Annotated in this window: 19 protein-coding genes and 1 pseudogene; 15 read left to right on the forward strand and 5 right to left on the reverse strand. The window is 36.0% G+C overall.

Annotated features, from left to right (window positions below; translation table 11 throughout):
• Nucleotides 1–84: 84 nt before the first annotated feature.
• Nucleotides 85–513 carry a MarR family winged helix-turn-helix transcriptional regulator gene (locus PBAT_RS23980; protein WP_149466334.1) on the reverse strand — a complete coding sequence of 143 codons (429 nt, stop codon included), beginning with the start codon at nucleotides 511–513 and terminating at the stop codon, nucleotides 85–87.
• A 222-nt stretch (nucleotides 514–735) separates the two neighbouring features.
• Between PBAT_RS23980 and PBAT_RS23985 the strand changes: the two genes are divergently transcribed.
• Nucleotides 736–1,476, forward strand: coding sequence for a class I SAM-dependent methyltransferase (locus PBAT_RS23985; RefSeq protein WP_068653170.1), 741 nt, complete (start codon nucleotides 736–738; stop codon nucleotides 1,474–1,476).
• Here PBAT_RS23985 and PBAT_RS23990 read toward each other — a convergent pair.
• The gene (locus tag PBAT_RS23990; RefSeq protein WP_248912458.1) at nucleotides 1,452–2,591 is read right to left on the reverse strand and encodes an FtsW/RodA/SpoVE family cell cycle protein; all 1,140 of its coding nucleotides are present in this window, start codon (nucleotides 2,589–2,591) and stop codon (nucleotides 1,452–1,454) included. The two genes, PBAT_RS23985 and PBAT_RS23990, sit on opposite strands and share 25 nt — an antisense overlap.
• A gap of 313 nt (nucleotides 2,592–2,904) precedes the next feature.
• Between PBAT_RS23990 and PBAT_RS23995 the strand changes: the two genes are divergently transcribed.
• From PBAT_RS23995 to PBAT_RS24015, 5 genes and pseudogenes are all read left to right on the forward strand, one after another.
• The gene (locus PBAT_RS23995; RefSeq protein WP_068653171.1) at nucleotides 2,905–3,432 is read left to right on the forward strand and encodes a hypothetical protein; all 528 of its coding nucleotides are present in this window, start codon (nucleotides 2,905–2,907) and stop codon (nucleotides 3,430–3,432) included.
• A gap of 905 nt (nucleotides 3,433–4,337) precedes the next feature.
• Nucleotides 4,338–4,430 (forward strand): annotated as a pseudogene (locus PBAT_RS26470) (DUF4180 domain-containing protein); the annotation flags it as partial.
• A 300-nt stretch (nucleotides 4,431–4,730) separates the two neighbouring features.
• Nucleotides 4,731–5,243, forward strand: a complete 513-nt coding sequence (locus tag PBAT_RS24005; RefSeq protein ID WP_068653173.1) for a hypothetical protein — start codon at nucleotides 4,731–4,733, stop codon at nucleotides 5,241–5,243.
• Between the two features lie 259 nt (nucleotides 5,244–5,502).
• Entirely contained in the window at nucleotides 5,503–5,940 is a 438-nt protein-coding gene (locus PBAT_RS24010) for a hypothetical protein (RefSeq protein WP_068653174.1), read from the forward strand.
• 99 nt (nucleotides 5,941–6,039) lie between these two features.
• Nucleotides 6,040–6,510, forward strand: a complete 471-nt coding sequence (locus PBAT_RS24015) for a DinB family protein (protein WP_068653175.1) — start codon at nucleotides 6,040–6,042, stop codon at nucleotides 6,508–6,510.
• A gap of 8 nt (nucleotides 6,511–6,518) precedes the next feature.
• Here PBAT_RS24015 and PBAT_RS25475 read toward each other — a convergent pair whose 3' ends face one another.
• Nucleotides 6,519–6,665: a hypothetical protein gene (locus tag PBAT_RS25475; protein ID WP_157091350.1), complete on the reverse strand. Its 147-nt coding sequence runs from the start codon at nucleotides 6,663–6,665 to the stop codon at nucleotides 6,519–6,521.
• 98 nt (nucleotides 6,666–6,763) lie between these two features.
• On the opposite strand from PBAT_RS25475, the gene PBAT_RS24020 reads away from it, so the two are divergent.
• The 7 genes from PBAT_RS24020 (at nucleotide 6,764) to PBAT_RS24045 (ending at nucleotide 11,233) form a co-directional block, all read left to right on the forward strand.
• A complete protein-coding gene (locus tag PBAT_RS24020) occupies nucleotides 6,764–7,420 on the forward strand; it encodes a hypothetical protein (RefSeq protein ID WP_068653176.1) in 657 nt (218 codons plus the stop codon).
• Nucleotides 7,421–7,683: 263 nt separating this feature from the next.
• Nucleotides 7,684–8,130, forward strand: coding sequence for a hypothetical protein (locus PBAT_RS24025; protein ID WP_068653177.1), 447 nt, complete (start codon nucleotides 7,684–7,686; stop codon nucleotides 8,128–8,130).
• A 117-nt stretch (nucleotides 8,131–8,247) separates the two neighbouring features.
• The gene (locus tag PBAT_RS24030) at nucleotides 8,248–8,979 is read left to right on the forward strand and encodes a class I SAM-dependent methyltransferase (protein WP_068653178.1); all 732 of its coding nucleotides are present in this window, start codon (nucleotides 8,248–8,250) and stop codon (nucleotides 8,977–8,979) included.
• 128 nt (nucleotides 8,980–9,107) lie between these two features.
• Nucleotides 9,108–9,437, forward strand: a complete 330-nt coding sequence (locus PBAT_RS24035) for a DUF3221 domain-containing protein (RefSeq protein ID WP_068653179.1) — start codon at nucleotides 9,108–9,110, stop codon at nucleotides 9,435–9,437.
• A gap of 165 nt (nucleotides 9,438–9,602) precedes the next feature.
• Nucleotides 9,603–10,397: a GNAT family N-acetyltransferase gene (locus tag PBAT_RS24040; protein ID WP_068653180.1), complete on the forward strand. Its 795-nt coding sequence runs from the start codon at nucleotides 9,603–9,605 to the stop codon at nucleotides 10,395–10,397.
• Entirely contained in the window at nucleotides 10,382–10,570 is a 189-nt protein-coding gene (locus PBAT_RS25480) for a hypothetical protein (protein ID WP_149466336.1), read from the forward strand. The genes PBAT_RS24040 and PBAT_RS25480 overlap by 16 nt, the downstream gene beginning before the upstream one ends.
• A gap of 105 nt (nucleotides 10,571–10,675) precedes the next feature.
• Nucleotides 10,676–11,233, forward strand: a complete 558-nt coding sequence (locus PBAT_RS24045; RefSeq protein WP_068653181.1) for a GNAT family N-acetyltransferase — start codon at nucleotides 10,676–10,678, stop codon at nucleotides 11,231–11,233.
• Between the two features lie 614 nt (nucleotides 11,234–11,847).
• Here PBAT_RS24045 and PBAT_RS24050 read toward each other — a convergent pair.
• Together PBAT_RS24050 and PBAT_RS24055 are read right to left on the reverse strand one after the other, a co-directional pair.
• Entirely contained in the window at nucleotides 11,848–13,683 is a 1,836-nt protein-coding gene (locus PBAT_RS24050) for a pectate lyase family protein (protein ID WP_246168239.1), read from the reverse strand.
• A gap of 619 nt (nucleotides 13,684–14,302) precedes the next feature.
• A complete protein-coding gene (locus tag PBAT_RS24055) occupies nucleotides 14,303–15,385 on the reverse strand; it encodes a GntR family transcriptional regulator (RefSeq protein WP_068653182.1) in 1,083 nt (360 codons plus the stop codon).
• A gap of 301 nt (nucleotides 15,386–15,686) precedes the next feature.
• On the opposite strand from PBAT_RS24055, the gene PBAT_RS24060 reads away from it, so the two are divergent.
• A complete protein-coding gene (locus PBAT_RS24060) occupies nucleotides 15,687–17,288 on the forward strand; it encodes a xylulokinase (protein ID WP_068653183.1) in 1,602 nt (533 codons plus the stop codon).
• Nucleotides 17,289–17,304: 16 nt separating this feature from the next.
• Nucleotides 17,305–18,000 (forward strand): L-ribulose-5-phosphate 4-epimerase, encoded by a 696-nt coding sequence (locus tag PBAT_RS24065; protein ID WP_068653184.1) that lies wholly within the window; start codon nucleotides 17,305–17,307, stop codon nucleotides 17,998–18,000.
• Nucleotides 18,001–18,027 lie beyond the last annotated feature (27 nt).

The following is an 18,027-nucleotide window of genomic DNA, read 5'->3' on the forward strand; positions in this document are numbered from 1 at the left end:
AATTTTTTAGCTATTTAGATTGAACTTCCCCAAATTCAGGAGTCTCTTTAGAAAGGAAGAAACTCGTGAGCGCGTTATATCAATCTATACATTATCTATTTTTGAAATTAATACAGCAAAGATCCTTCTCAAATGGACGATATCCTCATCAGGTAATATTTTGAAGTAATTCCCCATAAGTTCTCGTTGATTTTCCATCAGTCCCGCGATCATGTCTTCTCCTTTCTTCGTTAGTGTAATATTTACAACTCTCCTGTCAGATTCTGCGCGCTCCTTATTCACGTAACCTTCAGCGAATAAATGATCTGTTATGCCTGTAATTGCTGCTGCAGTAAAGTTTAGAGAACTAGCTAGTTGTGATACCTTTTGCGGACCATTTCTAGACAACGAATAGAGCGTTTTACATTGCGTCATACTTAGTTCGTGTCCTTGTTTGTTCCAGTCCTGATTGATTCCTTTTAAAAAAGTTTTGAACATGGAGGATATTTCATAAAATTCTTCATTATTAGACAAAATTCTACCCCCTAAATAAATCAGTATAATACTTAAAAATATAGTTAAATACTAAATAATTAAGTACTTAACTAATTGGCTGAGAGGTAATATATCACTTATTTATAAATCCGTCAAGAATAATAAACTTAGCAATTTTGGATCAGTCGAGTATTAGAAATTAATCTATACTGAACAAATACAAGGTAACAAATCTACTATTGAGAATGTGAGGGGTATGATATGAATACTTACTATGGGGAACTTTGCACCAGAATATATGAAATCGATAAAGCCTATGCTGAAGGCAAAGAGCTTGATTTCTATCTATCTTTTGTTCAAGACAAGAATATGAAAGTGTTGGAACCTATGTGTGGAAACGGTAGAATGCTTATCCCACTTATGCAAAAAGGAATTCATATTGAAGGGTTTGATATCTCAGAAGAGATGCTTAAAGTATGTAAAGAGAAGGGAGAGAGACTGAATCTTAAACCCAATGTTTATTATGAAAAGATAGAAGAATTTCAAGGGGACAATTTCTATGACTTAATCATCATCCCTTTTGGCTCATTCTCATTATTACCGGATTCATTGGTTAACAAGAGTCTCAATAATTTGAAATCTGCACTTACAAGGGATGGTAAAATATTGCTAACGATCATGTTGAAATACGATGGCATAGAAGAGATTCCTGAATGGATGGAATTGGACCAAATACAGTTGGAGGATGAAAGGATTGTTTCATACAAAAAAGTTCATTATGACGAGGAAGAGTGCATGCTTACTACTCAGTTGAAATATGAATCGGTAAAAAATGGGCATATCGAAAAAACAGAAATCATGGATTTCCCTATTCGTCTCTACGATATGCAGGAATTTGAGAATACGCTTAAATCTAACGGATTGCATAATATTGTTATTCATAGCTTGAAGGATGGGTATGGAGAAGGGACTGTTTCTTATGTTATTGAATGCTCTTCGTAATGATCCATTTGGATACTGATGACCAAACCTAGACTAGCCATATTAATCAATAGAGAGCTTCCACCGAAACTAATAAAAGGTAGCGTAATTCCTGTTAAGGGCATTAAACCTAGAAACATTCCGATATTCTCAAAAATCTGATATAGAAACATAGAGATGATTCCAATGATAATGATGGAACCTTCCCGCAATTTGCACTCTAATGCGATAAGAATCAATCGATAAATAAGGAAAAAGTAGAGTAGTAGAAGTACTGCTACACCGATAAAACCGAATTCCTCCGCTATAACAACAATGATAGAATCTGAATATGTGTAAGGTACTAAGTTAAATTGAACGGAAGAACCGTTCATATATCCTTCTCCGAACAATCCTCCTGAACCGATTGCAATCAAGGCATTTTTAGTATGGTACGATGCATCTCTACTAGCTTGATCAGGTATAAGCCATGGATCTAATCGATTCAAATAGTGTTCTTTATTTATACTTACTAAATACGATGAAATCTGATCGTGAAATGAAATATATGATTTAATGCCGATATAGATAAAGACGGATATCACAAGTAATAACATGATGGTATGGGAGTATTTTAGATTTCCTGTCCACAGGACACCTAGTAATATAACAAAATAACAAAGCGCGTTCCCCATATCATTCTGACCAATAACGATCGCAAAAGGTACGCAAGTTAATACGAATAGAGGCAGAACTTTCCTTGAAAAGGAGAGTTCTTCGTTATTATTCTGAGCGACTATGGCAGAAAGGGAAATGATAAGAACGAGCTTAAATAGTTCCGCTGGCTGCAGATTAAGACCAACCCCAGGAACTTTGATCCAACCTTGTGATCCGTTCACTTCATCTCCAATAAAAGATGTAATGAATAGGAGAAATATCCCCCCAGCAAGCAACCACCAATGGTATTTTAGAATGAATCGATAATTGAAAAAGGATACTCCAAAAAAACAAATAAACCCTAAAATATAATAAAAGAACATGCGCTTATCATAACCTATAAACTCCGGCCAAGCAGCTACACCACTATGAATGAGCGTTATACTAATTCCCATAAATAATAATAATATGACTACAATGAACCAATCCATATTTCTCATACGAAATAATATATTAATCTCCTCCAAAATTGCTTGTGAGCATAATTAATTGTACTAATATAATGAGACATGTACCCAACTACCATCCCCGCTTTGCTAGTTATATTTCCAATGGCTAGTTGTATAACGTTAAATTAAGTATAAAAGTTTTATATTAACTTTTTTAATATACCTAAGAGAGTCTATTTGTCGTACATGATGAAGGTTCGTTAGTTAGAATCCAGTTTGGGATTATGTGGTAAACTTAGTTGTATACCATTATACCTTCTAAGGAAAAATGATAGGAAAATATATAAGTGGTAGGTGAAAAAAGATGAAGTGGAAAGCGTTTGCAGTAATCACTGCATGTAGTTTGGTATTTGGGGCTACTGGTGGACAAGTTCAGTGGAATGAGGATACAAAAACCATCGCAATAATATCTGCCACTCAAACTAAGGAAGCCATTCCTACCAATGGAGAAGTTAAGGAAAGAGATCAAAAAATAATTGAAAAAATGAATGAAATCAAAAAGAAATTGAAATTGGGATTAACCAAGGAAGAGGTACAAGCATTATTTAATGAAAAGTTTGAGATAACACACAATAGCGATTCAGAAAATGGTAGTGACTCATACTGGAAATATGAATATTTCAAAGCTACAGATTATCAAGGTGAAAGCGATACGAGGATTGATGTAGAAGGTCTGATGGAGAGAAAGCTTGGAGCTTTCCTATACATTGAATGGAAAAAGAATAAGTTATATATGTATTCAATATCTTACTTAAATCCTAAAGATCATAAAGTTCACTTATATATGATGGGATATGACGGGAAGATTTCTGATGTACTGGTAAGCGATTAGAGACGGGATAGACGTTAGATAATGGGGAATTAAGAGTCGGCTAAGAAACTGTGAATTCAATTGAGTATAGAAGAGATGGAGCGTATACAGATTTTACGTTATAAGAAATCCGAAAAGTGGACAAAAAGCGATAAGTTCAGAACCACTGAAAGGAGATCTAATGATTAAAGAAAACAAGAGAATTATCATTTTTTTATTAATCATTGTGGTTTTATTTATGTTTTGGAATTCTTTTCGATCTTCAACTTATGAAGTAGTTACCGTTCAGAAGGTTAGTGAAAATGAAATGACAATAATTAATCAAAGTAATCGAGTAAGAACTATAAGAATTTCAATTGATATTACAAAATTAGTTAAAGAAAATAACGAATACACAATATTTTATGATAAAAGAATCTTTGATAAATATAGACTAAGATCAATATCTTAGTGAAGTGATCAATGGAAGAACTTAATGTATTGTACATGAAATGAGACAAGGATCAGATCAGAAAAGCAGTCTAGTAATACCTTCGAAGTCGGGGACATCTTATAACAAGGCATCTGTGCTTCGGGGCATTCGCCCCTTGGTTGTCAGGCGAGTAATCATGGAAGTAATCTCAGACAACACATGACCCAGCCTAAGATAAGAGCTATCTAAGGCCGGGTCACGTCGCAGATGCGCATACGTTAAATGACATGCCCGAAAACCAAAATAAAGTGAAAAACATAATAGATCAATGATTCATTCGAAGTAGTCACCATGCATTTTTTAATAATTTTAATATTGCGGGAGGATATATATGAACGTTCGTAAAATTTTAGAGAATAATATAGAAATTTCTCGAATTGATTTCGATGAAATACTGATAAAAGATATTCAATCATCCCTTAATCTTATGGCCACCATTTGATATCAAGAAGGTTGTAATCGAATTATGTTAGACAAGTCAACAATATGTGAAGAGTTTTTTGATTTAAGTAACGGACTTGCAGGAGGAGTTCTACAAAGTTTATAAATTATCAGACGAGGGTTGCAATAATTGGCACGTATCTACGTAGTGGAGCTGAAGCCCCTTGGTCTGCCCGAGGCATTTCACAAAGAAGCAGAATCAGGCAGACAGCCCTGCACTGGCTAAGTCCATTGGACCGGCGCTAATGCGCCTTAATCCAGTGAGGGTACGTAGATACCAAAACGTTATAAGAAATCCCCGTAAAACTATAATGACAGGAGATTAACATGCAATTAGTTTCTTGGATTATATTAATGATAGATATGATGAAAACCATACCTGATTTCTCATATGGAGGGATAAGCTTTGATTCAATCTAACATGAAAAAAAACATTATAATAATGCTTACTGTTCTAATTATTGGATTAGGTTATGTCCTATACATTGGGTATGACTCAGTAAAATCTTATTATAAACATGAACATATTACTGGAGTTGATATTGTACTTATTCATTATAAACCTGGCCAAGAATCAACTATGCAATCAATTACTACAACGGATGAACATGAAATAGCTGAAGTGATTAGTCTCTTAAATGACAGGACAGTCATTAAATTATTTCCTGACATTGGGAATGTAAAAACTAATGGGATTGACAGGTTTGAATTAGTAATTGAGTTAATTTCAAGTACTAATTTAACCTTAGAGTACAGAATTAATTCTTTAGGGCAAGTTGAAATAAATAAGGGGTTTGTTAATAAAGACTCAAATACTATGGTTTTCAGAGGAAGCAGGACGAAATGGTTTAATGAAATCAATGCCTTGTTTGAGGAAAAGAAGCAGGACCTTTTGTGGTCATACAGAAAACCGTATTGAACCAGTGAACAGCCTGATGGGCGCATACCTTCATTAGGAATAAAACTTTAGTAATGCTCAGAAGGCGGGGGACATCTCATAACTCTGCATACCTACATCGGGCATTTTCCCTTGATCGCCAAGAAGGATATTCAGACGATACATTCAACCAACTAAGTCTGACGACCCATTCCCTTTGGTCACTCAAGCTACTTGAGCGTCAGGAATGCCAAAGGTTAGATGAAACTACTGAAGAGTACCGTTAAGAGGGGGGACCAAGATGAAGAAGACAAAACTATTAACTATTAGCATCTTAATTGTTATAGTAATAATGACTTTATCTTTTTTTAACTTGAACATCAACTATCATGGATCGGCAGTATATGTATCCAGTTCGGTAGCTTCCTTAGAACAATTAGAAGTAGATGCAAATATTTTACATTCTCTCACTTACGAAGTAAATATAACAAATACCAACAAAAGAAGTACGATGGTAAAGAACTTAAAAGCGAATTTTTCAAATTCAGTATTATCTAGAGTCGAATCAGGAGATATTGTAGTGAAAATTAATAAAAAGCTAAAACCCGATGAGACAATAACAATTAAAGGGAAATTCGAAATTAATGTTAGTGGCTCCACTGATGAAGAAATCATACAGGAAGCAAAGATTGAATTCGAGGTGGAATCAGAACAGTATAATATATTGAAATTTTGGTAGATAAAATTAAGTGAGAAGTTGATAGTGGTAGCTGATTAACATCAGAAATACGCAACATTTTATGGAAGATCGGTAAATTAATGATTGGGGGTATTTTCAATGGAATCTTTATTTCAATATAATTGGCAGATAAGAGATGAATGGTTAAAAATTCTTGAACCAATTTCTGAAATTGAATTATTAAGAGAACGGAATGCAGGAATTGGTTCAATCATGAAGACGTTATTTCATATTATAGATGTTGAATATAGCTGGATTAGAGCTATTAAGAATGAACCTGATGTTACTTTTGATTTTGAGGAATATAAAGACATTAAATCAATGAGAATATTATCAGATAAACTTAGAATAGAAATTAAAGAATTATTGACTAATTGGTCAACGGATATGGAATATGAAATGGTAACTCCAGGGTGGGATGATGATATCTATTTTAAAGGTGAGATACTAAGACATATTATTGTGCATGAAATTCATCATATAGGACAACTTTCGATATGGTCTAAGGAAATAGGAATTCCAGTTATTTCAACAAGTTTTATAGGGAAGAAGTTAATGGAAAGAAGTTGAAGAATAATTTATTGTAACTCAGAGAAGGCCGATCCATCATATAACAATGTGTTCACGCTGCGGCATCCGCCCTTGGTCTGGCGAAGCAGTAGAAGTGGATTCGATTGGAGTATTTTCATCAGTAGCAAGGAAGCAGATTCAACTAGACACATCATTCCCCCTAAGATAAGAGCTATCTAAGGGGAATGAACGTCATGAATACAGAAACGTTATAAGAAATCCCCGCAAAACTATTGAAGAGAGGGAACAATCTATGAAGATACTAATCTCTCAGCCAATCCATGAAAAAAATCTTGAACAACTCCAAACTGAACTAGCTTTGGATTATGATTTTGATGCAGTGTTATTTCCTGAGGGTTACATCACAGATAAAGATAATGTAGTTAGAGCATGTGCGTTAGCAAATAAATATAAGAAAATGATAATTACAGGATATAGAGATAACAACAAAGATAGAGCATTAATAATTAATCAATATGGCGAGATCATATTAGAACGTGCAAAGTCACCAATGAATGTTCGTTTATATACTCCTTCTGCGGTTGAGGTTAATGGTTCTAAGATCGGCTATTTGTTATGTGTAGAATTATTGCAAGGATTACTTGGATTAGAAGAATATGATACAAGTCTGACTTATATTGCACATCCGATAGGTGTAGGAATGTTCAGTGAAGAACAATTTGATGAGTGGATTTCTGAGGCGAAGAGAATCGCAGTTAAATATAATACGATGATACTGGGTACAAGTCATGCAGATGGCTCATTTAGAAACTGTGGTATTTCAATACCAATAGCTTATTGTATTGATAGAGTGGGAGAGTCAGTTTTCATTTCTAAGAACGATTTAAGAACAAGGATAATTAACCTGAAAACAAAGGAATATGAATTTATTGAAAGAACTCTTGTATAGATTATCGAAGAGGCGGGGGACATCTTATAACATTACATTGCTGTATCATCTCTGACCTCCTTGGTCGCATGATGGATTTCGTAGAAGTTAATTCAGGCGACACATACAAGTGGATAAGTCCGCTACGTGGCATTAGCCCCTTGGTTGTCAGGTAGTAAAGCACAGAAGAATATTCTGACAACCACGACCCAGCCTATGGTTGGGTCGCATCGCAGATGCGGAAACGTTATCTGAAACCAGTGAGAAAGGGAGTTAACCAGAACATGAACAAGAAATATGAAATCAAATTACCTAAATCAAGGTATATCCAAGTGATCAGTTCTATTTTAATTACTTTTTTACTATTATTTGTACTTCGAAAAGATGATTTTTTATCCGTTTTTTTTGCCATTATCTTAATTTCATGTACCCTATTACAAGTAGTATTGCTATTAAAGAAGAGCTTAAGAAAAAGTAATGAGTTCGAAATCACAGAAAATACAATTAAGATAAATCATATTGAAGTACCAATTGAAAAAATTGAGAAGATTATAATACAAGGCTATTTTATACAGAGTGTCGGTATCAAGCTATATGGAAGAAAATTGATTTCAATGGATTTACATTTTAGATTCAACAATAATGAAGATGCTAACATAGAAGAATTAAAACAGTGGGCAAGCATTAACAGGATAAAAGTAACTAGTGGGAAAATATATAGATGGATATAGATATCATGAAAGTACCTCAGGCTGTCACCAAGTGGATAAGTCGCACGACCCTTTGTTAATGACATCGGGAATGCGCAATGTTAAGTGAAATTTAGAAGATAATTGTGGAGGTAGAACATGAAACAGAATCTTTATGACAACCCAGAGTTCTTTAAGATGTATAAGAACTTAAGAGAAACTAGGATCACATACAATGACTTTATTGAACAACCTGCAATAAGAAAATTATTTCCAATCCTTAAGGATTTACAAGTACTAGATTTGGGATGCGGCTTTGGTGAACAAGCAAATTACATTATCGATAACGGAGCAACTCATGTTACAGGTGTAGATATTTCAGAGAAGATGTTAGATATGGCAAGAAAACGTACTCAAATTCATTATCTCCATAGTTCCATAGAAGAGATTGATTTCAATAATAATGAGTTTGATTTGGTTGTCAGTTCTTTAGCCTTTCACTATATTGAGGACTATAATTTATTAATTAGTAGGATTGTACAATGGATTAAACTAAATGGTTACTTGGTGTTTTCTACAGAGCATCCAATGGTATTGTCAAATAAGAGTAATGAAGGATGGATTAAAGATACCAATAACAATATATTGCATTGGCCTATTGATAATTATGGAGAAGAAGGTCTCAGAACTCAGTTCTGGGGAATTGATGGAGTAATAAAATACCACAGAAAACTCTCAACTTTACTTAATGTATTAATACAAAATGGGCTAGTTGTTCAAGAAATTGTTGAGCCTGAATCAATTCCTGAGGGTATTGAGAAGATGCCCAAATTAATAAATGAAAGAAAGAGACCATCTTTTATATTAATTAAGGCAAAAAGAATGATGTAAGTAAATTAATGTAGAATCATCTAACAACGTTTACACAGCGTTTCTTAAGAAGTCCATAGCATCGCATGACAGAACATTACTAGATCGATCGTCGCTAGATGCAAGTTGATTCTCAAAGGAGTGACCCAATGAAGAGAATTATATTATTAGCTATGATGGTAATTTTAATTGCTGGTTGCAGTTCCAAGGAAGGGTCTGCAATAAACCGATCTCCATCTGAAGGTGAAGGATTTATTTTAGAAGTAACAGAAAATCGTATTTTAGTGGTTGAGAAGAAATATATGAACATGACTTGGAAAGATATTATGGATGAGTATGTCGGAGAAGCAATATGGTTAAGAACCAATACAAGAAATTTAAAATCTGGTCAGAAAATACATTATAAAATTAAGGGTGGAATCGACGAATCATACCCCTCACAAGCAGAAGCCCATAAGATAAAGATAGTAAAGGAATAAACATTTGGAGGGATTTCGAAGAAGAGGAATCAAGCGCAAATTTAACCGGTTAAGTATAAGGATCCGTTGTCTTTGGTCACTTAAACCGCTTAAACATAAGGAATATGCGAACGATATTTGACACCAATAGAAGCAAGTCAGGGGAAGGGGAAGGAGGAGAAGAAGATGATAATGAATTATGATTTAGCTGAAATCTTAGAAAAATCTGAAATCAATTATATGATAGATCGAATGATTGCGATACAAGAACGAGAAGGTAATCCAGAAGGTATTGAGATAAATGAATTTGGACTATGTACTGCGTTCTATAGTAGAACAATGCCGTGGGGATTATTCAATAATGTGAAGGGGTTAATGGACGGAGAGGTAATAGAAGATGTACTTAGGTTTTATGAGGAACGGGAAAGAAATTTTGAAATCCAAATCATTCCCAGTAAGGTTAATCAAGATGTCTTAAAATTGTTATTTCAAAAAGGTTTTTATCAATCAGGATTTCACACAACACTATATTCTGAGTCTATAGAAATAAATAGTATCGAAAAAGAAGAAATACATATTCGAGAATTACAAGAAGATGAGTTTGATATATATGCCGAAATCCATTGTTTGGGTACAGGACTCTCATTAGAAGGCAAATCCTACGTAGCTGCAAATAATAAAGTACTTTTCGCTCGACATGGTTGGAAGTATTATATAGGATTTTATAATGATGTTCCTGCTGCTGTTGCAGTAATGTATATGGAGGATAATGTTGCTTCTCTTACATTTGCAACGACTCTACCAGATTACAGAAATAAAGGTTTTCAAACACATTTACTTCAGAGGCGTATTAATGATGCTTATAAGAATGGATGTAAATTAGTTGTGAGTCAGACTTCATATTGTTCGACAAGTCATCGAAATATGGAACGAGTTGGTATGAAGATTGGTTACACGAGATCAACATGGATAAGAGCTTAGTGAGTGCGAATACAGTCTGGTATCGCCTAACAACACATTTCTACATCGTCGCTAACGCTCCTTGGTCACTGAGAGGGATTTTGCGAGAAGTAGGATCTTACTATCGTCCGCTTTGGTCACTTAAACCGATTGAAAGTAAGGAATGCGAAACGTTAAAGATACACTATAAATAAAATTGAATATTGGGTGGGTAAGAACCTGTAGTGTTATATGTCTCTATATTTGGTATTTTAATAGTTAATGGCGTTGTGGATTTACAATGAAAAAGGAGGATTAGCATGAATTCAGAGAATACTTTTATTGATTTCCCTCAGCTTAAGACAGAACGATTTACATTAAGGAAAGAAGAAGAGCGCGATCGCTATGATATTTATGAGCTTTATTCAAACGAAGATGTTGTTAAATATATGCCATTCACACCATTTACTTCTATTGAGGATGCGATAAATGAAATGAATTGGTATCAGAGAATTTTCAAGGAACAATCTGGACTACGGTGGATGATTGAAGATAATGAGTCCAATAAAGTGATTGGAACATGCGGATTTTTGAATTACGAAAAGATACACAATCGTATAGAAATCGGTTATGACTTATCCCCTAATTTTTGGGGTAACGGTATCATGACAGAGGTAGTGAAATGTATCATGGATTTTGGTTTTTTGACCATGAAGGTAAATAAAATTGAGGCGAAAGTGGAACCGGAAAATGAGGCGTCGATCCGATTGATGTATAGGCTTGGTTTCCAAAAAGAAGGTGTATTAAGGCAACATGAGTTCGAAAAAGGGAAATATGTTGATCTTGCAATCTACTCTAAGTTGAAAAGTGAGTATTAACTTATTTATTTCTATGGTACTAGCAACTCAATTGGTCGAAAAAGGAACACATTTCAATTCTTCTTCATCACTTACATATCTTAGTTGCTAAGTCGATATCGAAAAATCTTATTCAAGCGACACATTCAATCAGCGAGCCCCATAAATTCTGACAGTATAATCAATTGATTATTCAGTAACCTAGAAGCTAGTCAACTAGGTTGTTCACGATAAGCCTCTGTTAGACTTGGAGATTAGAGAGGTTAAACCTAATTTGTAAGATGTGTATCTTCATTATTTTCAGTAACGTTACCAAGTTAAGGTGATACTGCTTGTGGTAATGTTTGCTGATAAAAATAATAAATTTCTGAGATGAGAGTGTGGTTCCACACTTTCTTTCTGTTTATTCTTACTTATTCCCGAAAATGCTCTTGTTTGCTTCTCTCTCAGGAATTATTGTAGTTTTTACACTATATGTTTATTATCAATATATTTTACATTTAATAACCTTGAGGCTGAGTTTTATAAAGATCACCCAATGAAAAGTATACAAATATACCCTATAAAAGTTAAAGAAAAAANNTTTCTTTAACTTTTATAAATAGCTCATTCAAAATTGCACGATTGTTTCCAGTTTAATAGCCTGTGTAGCTCGTACCTAGCCAGTTTTCCTTTGACCAGAAGAGTGATCCTGAACCTGCACCATTAGATGCTGTTAGTCTAGCTTTTAAATTTGTAGGATCATCAGCAGTATAGCTGTATGGTAACGAAGTGAATCCGTTCCAGGCAAAGGATTGAATGGATGCTGGAATAGGAGAGAGAGGACTGTTAGCAGAATCGCTATTCCCTCTGAATGTTGTTCCATCTAGCGAATAAATGGTGTCAATCGCTGCAATTTTCCCCGTATACTGTTTGTTATTCGCATCCGCTTGATTGTTACGAAGTGGATTAAGTACATCAATGATGACGGAATTCTCTAGCAACACGGAACCTCCTTCAGTAGAAATCGCTCCGTTACTCGTAACTCCGAAATGATAGCCCTTACGAGAGATAGCTTTATCCATAGTAGAAGTAAGACGTTTTTTCGCATTTCGTGCACCTTCATTGTCCATCACAATGTTATAGGCGTGGGCCTTACCGCCACGAAGGCGAGGCATACGATCCTGAATATCTTGATAGTAGTTGTGATGTAGCGTCACTTCAAGTGCAGCATTATCCACCGCGAATTCCGTTGCTCCTATCAGATGACCTTTCTTTTGGCTAGAAGCAATTGCGATAATATCATCTTTGCTCAATCCAACAGAACTACTTCTTAAATATTCGTACATCGGAAATGAAGATTTGTTGGCTTCCATAGCGTTGATTTGTTGTGTAACCCAACTATTTGAACTTCTGTCATCGCCTAAAAAGGAAGACCATGAAATGGTAACGCCACTACTTCCTTTTTTCACATCGACAAGTCCATCGTAGGATTTATGGAATGTGCAGTGATCAATCCACACCTTTTTACTGTTTTCTATGGTGATATAGTCCCAGTCATTTTTATCGTAATTTCCTTTTGTGGATTCATCCCACTCCCACAATTCATCAAATTCAAGATTACGTACGATGACATTAGAACTTTTCTTGAATGTAAAAGCAGCATGTTTGATTGTAGCGCCATTGTTCGAGAAGATCGTTAGACCATCGAAGCTATCTATTGTAACTTTACTAATTCCTGTCTTGATCAATACGGGATGTGTTAAGGCACTGTTGTGAGAGCTGAAAGGTGATGTTCTCGCAGCTACAGGGATCTCGTTCCACCCTAGATCCAGATCATTCATAATTTCTATAACCTTATATTTTGAGCCTTTTTTGAGTGCTTTGGCTAGATCTTCTGCGTCATATACTTTAATATATTGGGAATCCGTCTCTGAGATCGATCCTCCTCCTGTATTTCCTTCAGAGAAACCAGCGAGATTGTATTCGCTATCCTGTTCTGGGGTTGGCTCAGGTTCAGGTTCAGGATCTGGTTCTAATACTGGCGGAATGGTACTATCGCCGTTGGTATCTAAAACTTTCACATTGTCGAACATAGCTATGGATTTAAAGGTTAGCAGACCTGCTGCACCAGCAGTCAAACTAGAATCGGAAGCCGAGAGTTCTAACGTACCATTTACATACATGTTGATGGTGTTTTCGCTCATTTCTAGTTTCACTTTATACCAAGTTCCCGTATTCAAGGGAAATGATTTACTAGCTAAGGTTGTTGTAGAGCCGGCCACTTTCTTTCTGATTTCCAAGGTACCTTCATTGCTGTTGTATAATGAAGCAGCATAGAAATTGTTTCCGTTTAGGTATCTACCTGTAACATACGTTCTTGTCGACCCCTTAAAGTCAACAATGTTCACATCGGCTTCAACCGCATAATCGGGCCATGACATATCACATGAAGACGTACGACCTTCCGTTGTCGAAGATTGGTAATACACATTATTGCCATTATCATCGACAACAGACCAACTACCACTACTCGGAATCCAATTCCTAGCTCCGTCATCAAAGCTGTCTTACATTAACGATGCGGCACTCGTCGGATAAACAATTAAGAACGAGAGCATGAAGGTGATACATAACGTTAAACTTACATGTGTCTTTATAAACTTTTGCCAATACATTAATATTCCACCTATCCATGTTATGAAATGTAACAACTTTTATTATATCGGTAGATGTGAAATTAATTAACATAGGTAATTAAGCCCGAAAAAAAGGAGCATCTGACGATAGACTCACATTGCTCCTTATTTTCTAAGCGAATTTAAGTGATGAGCGTCAGCATCATGGCTTTCTTATTGTTTCTCCATACATATTGTTATACGGGAACTTACGTCTTAATCAGCCACGATCATAGTCATGACAAGTAGGGATAGGCGATCATTTACCACGGGAAGGTATGTTGGACCAGGCTATCCTAAACCTCTATGCAAATGTAAAAAGGATCAACCCAAAAGAACTGGTTGATCTCAAAATACGATGAGCAGATTAGTTGTTGAATATTTCATAATCAAATGACAATAAGGGTACATTTGATTATGAAATATAATTCTATTATCTCTGTATTACAGTCTCACCTTCAATTAATACGGGTTGATAATAAGTGTTGTTTGGTAGGTCTTTCTTCCCATGTAACTTCTTAATGACCCAGTCAGCTGCATCACGCCCCATTTGTTCTTGTGGGTGTGTCAATGTGGTAAGTTTGATATTGGCATTGTTAGCAATATAGGAATTGTCCTGGCCTATAATTGATAATTCTTCAGGAACAGAAATATTAAGTTGTCTGCATACATTCATTACCTCCAACCCTACCTCGTCGTTGTAGCAAACAATAGCACTCAACATCTCTCTATTTTCAATTAAGTACTTCTTCAGGTTTGTGGATAGGCCTAGTTTCGATTCTGTGTCGAATGAAAGCACTTGCTCTGGGAGAAATCGTAATTTTGCTTCTTCGAGAGCTTTTATATACCCCTTCATACGGTACTTTCCTTGTAAATCATCCATTTTTGAAATAATTCCAATTTTCTTGTGCCCTTTAGAAATCAATTCTTTAGTTGCAAGATAGCTAGATTGTACGTCATCTAGGCAAAGGAAGGGCACATCAATTTCCTCATAATAAGCATTAATCATAATGAATGGAACATCCTGTTCCTTGAACGATAGGTAGTAAGCGATATTGGGATTGTAAAGATTACTTTTCGTAGGCTCAATAATTAAACCATCCACACCATATGATAACATCATTTCCAAAGCCTTTTTTTCTTGTGCCACATCATTATTTGTACTAGCTAACAGTAATGAATAATTATCCTCGTTCAATCTGCCTTCGATGCCACGGATAATTGAGGGGAATATGTAATCAGAAATGTAGGTTGTAATTACACCAATTGTTTTATTATTCGAATTCCCACTAGATTTTGATCGATAGTGGTTACTCACATAAGTGCCAGATCCCTTTTCACTTCTTAAAAGCCCCTCATTCGATAGGGCTAAAATGGCCTTTCGAACCGTCTGTCGACTAACTTGGTACATATCTTCCAAAGCTGATTCTGTAGGGATTTGTTCTCCTACACTATAACCTCCTGAAAGAATATTACTTTTTAAATCATCAATGATGACCTGATATTTGGGTTTCAATTAAATCACTTCTTCCATATGTGTTGGACTAATAAATTTATTTACGAAGTATATTTGTATGTACATATTTTAGCATGCTTATGTTTAAATGAAAATATTTTACCTTATTCACGTAGAAAGCACAAAATATGATGTCTTTAAAGAATAGAAGAATTGTATTTGCTATATTTGTAAGTATAAATAACAAAAACTATTGACAGATGTACGTACAAAAAAATATACTAAGGCTGTCAATAAAAGAAAGCGCCTTCTTTTAGTTATAGATATTAAAACTGCTATCTGAGAGGGGATTAACGTGATAATGAATCGATTAATCATTAAAAAAGCGATTTCTATGGGCGAAACTTCACTAGGTATCGAGTTCGGATCGACACGTATCAAAGCAGTACTGATTGATAATACCTTCGAAACCATCGCATCTGGAAGTTATGAGTGGGAGAACCAGTTGGAAGATGGATATTGGACGTACAACTTAGAGGATATTATCTCAGGTCTCCAAGAGGCTTATCGTGCAATGAAGCAAGAAGTTGAACAAAATTATGGAATCACCCTCCAAACCATTGGTTCAATTGGTTTTTCTGCAATGATGCACGGGTATATGGCTTTTGACAACACGAATCAGTTGCTGGTTCCTTTTCGGACTTGGCGTAATGCAACGACCGGTGCTGCAGCCAAAGAACTAACTAATAAATTTCAATTCAATATCCCTGAGCGATGGAGTATTGCTCATCTTTATCAAGCGATTATAGACGAAGAACAACATGTGCCACAGATACGATTTGTTACGACTTTAGCAGGATATATTCAGTGGTTATTGACCGGAAACAAAGCACTTGGTGTCGGGGATGCTTCAGGCATGTTCCCGATTGATGAAACCACTCGAAATTATAATGAATCCATGATCAATCAGTTTGATGAACTTATTGCAGGTAAAGGTTATCCGTGGAAGACCAATGATCTTCTACCTAAGGTCTATGTTGCAGGTGAGCAAGCAGGTGTATTAACCAAAGAGGGAGCCGAAATTCTGGATCCAACACATCATTTACAACCAGGTATTCCGCTTAGTCCTCCAGAAGGAGATGCCGGAACCGGTATGGTTGCTACGAATAGCGTGAGAAAACGCACTGGGAATGTTTCCGTAGGAACATCTGTTTTTGCCATGATTGTACTTGAGAAAGAACTTTCAAAGTTATATCCAGAAATCGATATGGTCACTACCCCGAACGGAAGTCCAGTTGGGATGGTTCATGCGAATAACTGTTCAAGTGACATCAATGCCTGGCTCGGATTATTCCGCGAATTCTATGAAGCTATGGGGCAAAAGGTAGATTCCGATAAATTGTATAGCGTGCTATTGAGTAAAGCTTTGGAAGCTGACCCAGATGGGGGTGGATTGCTCAGTTACGGTTATTTCTCAGGAGAGAATATTACCGGATTAGAACAAGGACGTCCGCTATTCGTACGCTCGCCTGAGAGTAAATTTAATCTAGCTAATTTTATGCGGATTCATTTGTTTACTGCATTTGGAGCTTTAAAAATCGGAATGGATATTTTGACGAAGGAAGAGAATGTTGCCATTGATAGCATCTTAGGTCACGGCGGCATATTTAAGACTCCGGTAGTCGGCCAAAAAATGATGGCAGCCTCATTGAATGTTCCTGTATCTGTCATGTCGACAGCTGGAGAAGGTGGCGCATGGGGAATGGCTATTCTTGCCTCTTACATGATAAACAAAGATCAGGAAGAAAGCTTAGAAGACTTCCTCGACCAAAAAGTGTTCAAAAATGTTGAAGGGCAAGAGATACAACCGGATGAGGTAGACGTTAAAGGATTCGAAACCTTTATTGAACGATACAAAAAAGGCCTTGTGATAGAGCAGTCCGCTGTAGACAATTTAGTGTGAAAAAGGAGGGAGCAAGATGTTAGAACAACTTAAAGAAGAAGTGTTTCAGGCCAATCTTGATTTGCCGAAACAAGGACTTATTAAATACACATGGGGAAATGTAAGCGCTATTGATCGTGAGAGTGGTTTATTCGTAATCAAACCGAGCGGTGTAAGCTATGAAAAGATGAAAGCAAACGATATGGTCGTTGTTGATCTATATGGACATGTGGTTGAGGGAGATATGAGACCTTCATCCGATACACCAACTCACGCAGTACTTTATAAGCATTACTCCGAAATCGGAGGCATCGTACACACGCATTCCACTTGGGCGACCATCTGGGCTCAAGCAGGACTGGATGTTCCAGTAATGGGTACGACGCATGCCGATACATTCTATGGCTCGATACCCTGTGCGCGATTCTTGACACAAGAGGAAATAGATCGTGGTTACGAGGCAGAAACGGGCCATGTAATCATCGAAACTTTTCAGCAGCGAGGGATAGATATTATGGCGGTTCCCGGCGTTCTACTTAAGGGTCATGGACCATTTACTTGGGGAAAAGATGCCAAGTCAGCGGTAATGAATAGTGTTGTGTTAGATGAAGTATCGAAAATGAATTTATATGCTAGAGAGTTAAATCGCTTTGCGGAGGAATTGCCACAACGTATTCTAGATAAACATTACTTACGCAAACATGGAAAAGACGCTTACTACGGTCAAAAGTAATCAAAACAATATAGATAATAGAAAAGA

Source organism: Paenibacillus antarcticus (genome assembly GCF_001637225.1).
Lineage (GTDB): Bacteria > Bacillota > Bacilli > Paenibacillales > Paenibacillaceae > Paenibacillus_AQ > Paenibacillus_AQ antarcticus.